We start from the raw sequence: 6,102 nt of genomic DNA on the forward strand, positions 1-6,102 counted from the left end.
GCCACAACGGGGCAAAATCATCGTGCAGGGTTGCTGCAAGGTTGGCCGGGCGCTACGCCAAATCGGTTCCTGCTGCCGCGCGCACCGCGCCCGACGCCACGAGGGCCGCGACCCCCTCGATTTCGGGGGAAAGAAAGCGGTCGTGCCCGGGCCCGGCGGCAACCGTACGCACGAGATCGCGCACCGCCCCGGTCGCCCCGGCGGGAGTGAGCGGCGCCCGCAGATCGAGCGACCGCGCCGCGGTCATGATCTCGATCGCCAGCACCCGGCCGAGCCCGTCGAGTGAGCGGCGCAGCTTGCGGGCGGCGTGCCAGCCCATCGACACGTGGTCCTCCTGCATGGCCGAGGAGGGAATCGAATCAACGGATGCCGGCGCGGCGAGTCGCTTCAGCTCCGACACGATGCCGGCTGCCGTGTACTGCGCGATCATGAGCCCGGAGTCCACGCCCACTTCGTGCGCGAGAAATGGCGGCAGGCCCTTGCTGCGGCCTGCATCGAGGTGACGGTCGGTGCGTCGCTCACTCATGCTCGCGACATCCGCTGACGCAATGGCGAGAAAATCGAGCACGTAGCCGAGCGGAGCGCCGTGAAAGTTGCCGTTCGATGAGACGTGTCCGTCGACGGTGACGACCGGGTTGTCGATGGCGCTTGCCAGTTCGCGACCGGCCACGAGGGCGGCGTGGGCGGCCGTGTCGCGCGCGGCGCCGTGCACCTGCGGGGCGCAGCGCAACGAGTAGGCATCCTGCACGGACGTGTCTTCCGGGCCGGCGTGGCTCGCGAGAAGGCCGGAGCCGTGCAGCAGCCGGCGCAGGTTGGCGGCGCTGTCGGCCTGGCCGAGCTGGGGCCGCAGCTGCTGCAGGTCGGCTGCGAAGACGGCGTCCGTTCCGAGCAGGGCCTCAACGCTCATCGCCGCGGCGATGTCGGCGGTGGTGAGCAAACGCGCCAGGTCGTCGAAGGCGAGCACGAGCATGCCGAGCATGCCGTCGGTGCCGTTGATCAGGGCGAGGCCCTCCTTTTCGGCGAGCACGACCGGTGCGATGCCGGCGGCGGCCAGGGCATCGCCGCCGCCCAGCAGTGCGCCGCTCGCATCGCGCGCCTGGCCTTCGCCCATCACGACGAGAGCGCAGTGGGCGAGCGGGGCCAGGTCGCCGGAGCAACCGAGCGATCCATATTCGTGCACGACCGGCGTGATCTGCGCGTTCAGCACGGCGGCGTAGGTGGCGGCGGTGGCCGGCCGCACGCCGGTACGACCGGTCATCAGGGTGCTGAGCCGCAACAGCATGAGCGCGCGCACGACCTCGGGTTCCACCTCGGCGCCGCTTCCGGCGGCGTGTGAGCGTACGAGGCTCGCCTGCAGTTGGGCGCGCCGGTCGGGCGCAATGAACGTCGTCGCGAGGGCGCCGAATCCGGTGGAGATTCCGTAATGTGGCTCGCTGTCGGCCGCGAGCGCATCGATGATCGTGCGGGTCGCCGCGACTTCCTCAAGGCTCGCCGGGTCGAGGGTGACGCGCGCACTGTGCCGTGCCACGGCGATCACGTCGGCAAACGAGAGCGCGGCGGTTCCCACGACGACGCTCGCTCGGGCAGCGGAGGCACCGACCTGGTCGAGCGGGGAGGCGGAGATGCTGGGGGCGGTCACGAGGTTCATGTTTCGATTGCACACCCTCGTGGTGCGCGGCGACAGGGCGATACGCTGGATGGTGTCTGGGATACCGGACACGAGCATTCCCTCGGGAGGGAACCGATGGCATCGAAGGTTCCGGCGGCACAGAGCACCCTGCGCATTCTGACGCATCTCGCCGCGCAACGCGGGCCGATACCGGCGGCGGTCCTGGCGAGCGCGCTCGGCCTGCCGCGCTCGACCGTGTATCAGCTGCTCGGCGTGCTCGTGACCCAGGGGTTTGTCGTGTATCTGCCCGAGGAACACCGGTACGGACTCGGCATCGCCGCCTTCGAGCTGAGCTCGGGGTTCAGTCGCCAGGAGCCGCTCTCCCGGCTCGGCCGCCCGTTGATCGCGCAGCTCGTCGACCGGTTGGGGGAGAGCGCGCACCTCGTGGTGCTGCACGGGCGTGACGTAATCTACCTCGTCGAGGAACGCGCCGCGCATCGCCCCTCACTCGTCTCTGATGTGGGGGTGCGGCTGCCCGCCCACCTCACAGCGAGTGGACGTGCCCTGCTCGCGGCTCTGCCCGCCGCGCAATTGCGCGCGCTCTACCCGAACCGGGCGGCGCTTGAACAACGCGACGGCCGTGGCCCGCGCACCAGGATTGAGTTGCGGGCCGTGCTCGATCGTGTGCGAACGGATGCCTACGCCACCGAAAACGGTGAAATCACGCCCGGCATCGCCTCGGTGGCGCTGGCCGTGCGGGACCATGCCGGCTGGCCTGCCGCCGCGATTGCCGTGACGTTCGCGCACGACCGGTTCACCGACGGGGAATGGCCGGCACTCGCCGCAACCGTGGCGGCGACCGCTGCTGAATTGTCTCGCCGCATCGGCGGCCGGCCTCGCTGAAGAGCTCACGGTCAACAACCGCACGCTGAGCCAGATTACCGAGGTCGCCGCACGGGTTCCGGCGCGCTGTGCGTCGCCATGACCCGGGCTACACAGCGACGCTACTTCATGACGAACGGGCTCCTGCCGCTCGGTTTCCCGTAACCGCGGCAAGGCTGAGTTCAGTCCAACGCTTTCTGACAGCACGCTGACCATTGGAATACCCGCCCACCGGCGAGGGTTACCACGCCCCATGCAAGCAATTACGTACAGTCACTATGGCAGCCCCGATGTTCTGGAGTTGACCGAGCAGCCCCTTCCCAAGGTCGGCCCCGGAATGGTGCTGATCAGGGTGAAGGCCGCCGCCGTCAATCCAGTGGATTGGAAGGTTATGGCCGGATACCTCGACACGATGCTGGACATCATTTTTCCTGCCATTCCCGGGTGGGATGTCGCTGGCGTGGTCGAGGCCGTCGGCGTCGATTCGCCGCGCTTCACTGTCGGCGACGAGGTCATCTCCAACGGTCGTAAGGATTATGTGCACGGCGGTAGCTTCGCCGAATTCATTGCTCTTCCCGAGCGTCTCGTGGCGCGCAGGCCCGCTTCGCTCACGTGGGAGCAGTCGGCTGGGCTGCCGCTCGCCGGCCTCACCGCCCTTCAGGTCATCAGTCGTTTGGGTGTTTCTGGCACCGACACGGTATTGATTCACGGTGGCGCCGGGGGAGTGGGGTCCCTCGCCACACAGATCGCCGTCTCCCGAGGGGCGCGCGTGCTCGCCACGGCGTCGGAGGCCAATCATGAGTATCTTCGTTCGCTCGGCGCCGAACCGGTGGCCTACGGGAACGGCCTCGCCGAACGAGTGCGCGGGCTGGCCCCTGCGGGTGTTGAGGTCGTCGCCGATTTCGTCGGCGGCGTGCTGCCCACCACTCTCGCGGTTCTCGCCGAGGGCGGACGTCACGCATCCGTTGCCGACGGTGATGTTGAATCGCATGGCGGCACCTGGATGTGGGTCGATCCGGCCGGCACCGACCTGCAGCAGCTTGCCGACCTCGTCGACGAGCGCCGCTTCACCGTCGATATCGCCCGTGCCTTTCCCCTCGCCGAGGCAGCGGATGCCTACCGTCTCAACATGCTGGGACACACCCGTGGCAAGATCATCGTCACCGTTGATCAGCCGTAACCATAGACTTTTTCACCGATCAAGGAGAATTACAGATGACTACACCTGCTACCACCACCGTCGTCCCCACCGCTGCGTTGAGTAACGGCACCACCATTCCGCAGCTCGGTTTCGGCACGTACCAGATCGCCCCGGCCGACGCTAAGGCCGCCACACTCGCCGCGCTTGAAGCAGGCTACCGCCACATCGACACCGCCGAGATGTACGGAAACGAGAAGGAGGTCGGTCAGGCCGTCGCCGAATCCGGTCTCGCCCGCGCTGACGTCTACGTCACGAGCAAGCTCAACAATGGCTTTCATGCGCGAGCGGATGCCCTCGCCGCCTTCGATCGCACGCTCGACGAACTCGGCCTGGAGTCGCTTGACCTTTTCCTGATTCACTGGCCGCTGCCCGCCGTGGGCGACTACGTGGAGACCTGGAAGGCCATGGAGGAGATGCACCGCTCGGGCCGTGTGTCGACCATCGGCGTGTCCAACTTTCAGCAGGTTCACCTGCAGCGCCTCTTCGACGAGACCGACACTGTTCCAGCCGTCAACCAGATCGAGGTACACCCGTACCTCACCCAAGAGCAACTGCGTGCGTTCAACACCGAGCACGGCATCGTGACGGAGGCGTGGTCGCCCCTCGCCCAGGGAAAGGTGCTCGGCGACCCCGTCATAGCGGCGATCGCTGAGCGCGTGGGCCGAACGACCGCCCAGGTGACGCTGCGCTGGCACCTGCAGCGTGGCGACGTAGTCTTCCCGAAGTCGGTCACCCGGGCCCGGGTCGACGAGAACTTCGCACTCTTCGACTTTGAGCTGACGGATACTGACCTGCTCGCGATCGCAGCGCTCAACCGCGACGAGCGCACCGGCCCGCACCCCGACGAGTTCAATTACATCCCGTAATATGCCCTGACAGCAGCCCGTCGGATGCTGCTGGTTTCGAGGGAATAGTCACGACTCAGGTCATGCAGGGTCGTGATGATGGAAAGCGGCGCGCGGGTTTACGTTGACGGATGATCCGCGATCCCGGAACCTTCTCGATTCACGTCTTCTCAGTGCCAACCTCGATGCCTGCCTGATCACCGACGAGGAGTTTCTCGCCGGAACCCTGTACTGGAGCACCCTGGCCGACCCGTTCCCAGCCCGGGTGTTCGAAGGGGCCGCCTGAGCTACAGGGTCTTGGCGAAGCAGACGCTGAAGTCTTCGCCGACGTACTGGCCGAACAGCTCAATCTGCTCGTAGCCGCGGCCGCGGTACAGTGCCACCGCCGCGTGTTGCAGCGGGCCGGTTTCCAATGCGAGTGAGGGGGTGGCGGGGCAAGCGGCCGCCCCGGGGGCCGGGTAACGGCCCCCCCGCGGGGTGGGGCGGGGGGCGGTTACCAAAGGCCAGGCCGCGCCCGCCGCCACGCGCGCCCCCCGCTTCGATGCGGTCGAGCAGGCGGCCGGCTACACCGCGCCCCCGAGCATCGGAGTGCACAAACAGCCGCTTTAACTCCGCGGTATTGAGGGGGGGCGTCGTATCGGAGCCCAGCGGTACCAGAGCGGCCATGCCGCAGGCGGAACCGTGTTCGTCGCGGGCCACGTATACGTCGACGCCCGGACGTTCGAGTTCGTCGGTGTTGAGCAGAAAGCTGTTCCCCTCCGGATAAAGGGAGTGCGCGAAGGCGGTGCCAGCGGTCAGCAGTGCCTCGACATCGGCCTGCCGGGGTGGCTCAACACTGATCGAAATGGTCATGTCACCAGAATAGAGCCACGCAATATGGGCTCTTTCCGTGACTTTTCGGGGTGCATCGGGTAGCGTAGACAAGTCGGCTCTTGACACCGTGCTGTGCGCGGATGGGTTTGTAAGTCAAGTTGGGCCGGTTTCCCAGCAATTCGCTGGTGAAAAATCACTGTATGTGAACGGCCCCGGCCATAGATTGCTCGGGTTCTCAGTTGCGTCGCATGTGCGTCGTTGTTCTGCCATGTACTGAACACAACCCAGGAAAATCTCTATGCCTCAAGGCAATTCACACAACTCCACCGTCGGTCGTGGCGGTAAGAACTTCGATCCCAAGTATGCCTCCAAGAATGGCTCGGGCCACGGTGGTTCCAACAACTCCGGTAGCAAGAGTCCCGGACACCGCGGATACCGCGCTGACGAGGGCGCCCCGAAGAAGCAGCGCTGGAACGCCGACGAACGCGCCGCACGCTCGAATGAACGCCCCTCGAGCGAACGCCCGGCCTACGGTTCGCGTTCCGTTCGCCCCGAAAACGGTGGCCGCACCAACAGTGAGCGCAACGAGCGTCCCGCCTACAACAACGACCGTCCCCGCACCGACCGTCCGTCCTATAACAACGACCGCCCGTCGTATGGTGACCGCAACAGCGCATCGCGCACCGAGCGCCCGTCGTATGGTGACCGCAACAGCGCATCGCGCACCGAGCGCCCGTCGTATGGTGACCGCA

Annotated in this window: 6 protein-coding genes and 1 pseudogene; 5 read left to right on the top strand and 2 right to left on the bottom strand. The window is 66.6% G+C overall.

What is annotated here, in order from left to right:
* Positions 1-52 precede the first annotated feature (52 nt).
* Complete coding sequence (gene hutH / locus LH475_RS08875) at positions 53-1,648, bottom strand: histidine ammonia-lyase (protein WP_297413505.1); 1,596 nt, start codon at positions 1,646-1,648, stop codon at positions 53-55.
* Positions 1,649-1,744: 96 nt separating this feature from the next.
* On the opposite strand from hutH, the gene LH475_RS08880 reads away from it, so the two are divergent.
* The 4 genes from LH475_RS08880 (at position 1,745) to LH475_RS08895 (ending at position 4,823) form a co-directional block, all read left to right on the top strand.
* Positions 1,745-2,512 carry an IclR family transcriptional regulator gene (locus tag LH475_RS08880; protein ID WP_196844597.1) on the top strand — a complete coding sequence of 256 codons (768 nt, stop codon included), beginning with the start codon at positions 1,745-1,747 and terminating at the stop codon, positions 2,510-2,512.
* Between the two features lie 232 nt (positions 2,513-2,744).
* Entirely contained in the window at positions 2,745-3,671 is a 927-nt protein-coding gene (locus tag LH475_RS08885; RefSeq protein WP_196844596.1) for an NADP-dependent oxidoreductase, read from the top strand.
* Between the two features lie 35 nt (positions 3,672-3,706).
* A complete protein-coding gene (locus tag LH475_RS08890) occupies positions 3,707-4,558 on the top strand; it encodes an aldo/keto reductase (protein ID WP_297413508.1) in 852 nt (283 codons plus the stop codon).
* A 103-nt stretch (positions 4,559-4,661) separates the two neighbouring features.
* Positions 4,662-4,823, top strand: a complete 162-nt coding sequence (locus LH475_RS08895) for a hypothetical protein (RefSeq protein WP_196844594.1) — start codon at positions 4,662-4,664, stop codon at positions 4,821-4,823.
* Between the two features lie 59 nt (positions 4,824-4,882).
* On the opposite strand, the gene LH475_RS14555 is transcribed toward LH475_RS08895, so the two are convergent.
* A complete protein-coding gene (locus tag LH475_RS14555) occupies positions 4,883-5,389 on the bottom strand; it encodes a GNAT family N-acetyltransferase (RefSeq protein WP_366145594.1) in 507 nt (168 codons plus the stop codon).
* Between the two features lie 259 nt (positions 5,390-5,648).
* Here LH475_RS14555 and LH475_RS08905 point away from each other — a divergent pair.
* Positions 5,649-6,102 (top strand): annotated as a pseudogene (locus LH475_RS08905) (ATP-dependent helicase); the annotation flags it as partial.

Source organism: Cryobacterium sp. (assembly GCF_026786305.1).
Classification (GTDB): domain Bacteria; phylum Actinomycetota; class Actinomycetes; order Actinomycetales; family Microbacteriaceae; genus Cryobacterium.

Excerpts from the sequence above, each read along its gene's own strand:
- hutH (WP_297413505.1), bottom strand. The coding sequence starts at position 1,648 with ATGAACCTCGTGACCGCCCCCAGCATCTCCGCCTCCCCGCTCGACCAG.
- LH475_RS08880 (WP_196844597.1), top strand. The coding sequence starts at position 1,745 with ATGGCATCGAAGGTTCCGGCGGCACAGAGCACCCTGCGCATTCTGACG.
- LH475_RS08885 (WP_196844596.1), top strand. The coding sequence starts at position 2,745 with ATGCAAGCAATTACGTACAGTCACTATGGCAGCCCCGATGTTCTGGAG.
- LH475_RS08890 (WP_297413508.1), top strand. The coding sequence starts at position 3,707 with ATGACTACACCTGCTACCACCACCGTCGTCCCCACCGCTGCGTTGAGT.
- LH475_RS14555 (WP_366145594.1), bottom strand. The coding sequence starts at position 5,389 with ATGACCATTTCGATCAGTGTTGAGCCACCCCGGCAGGCCGATGTCGAG.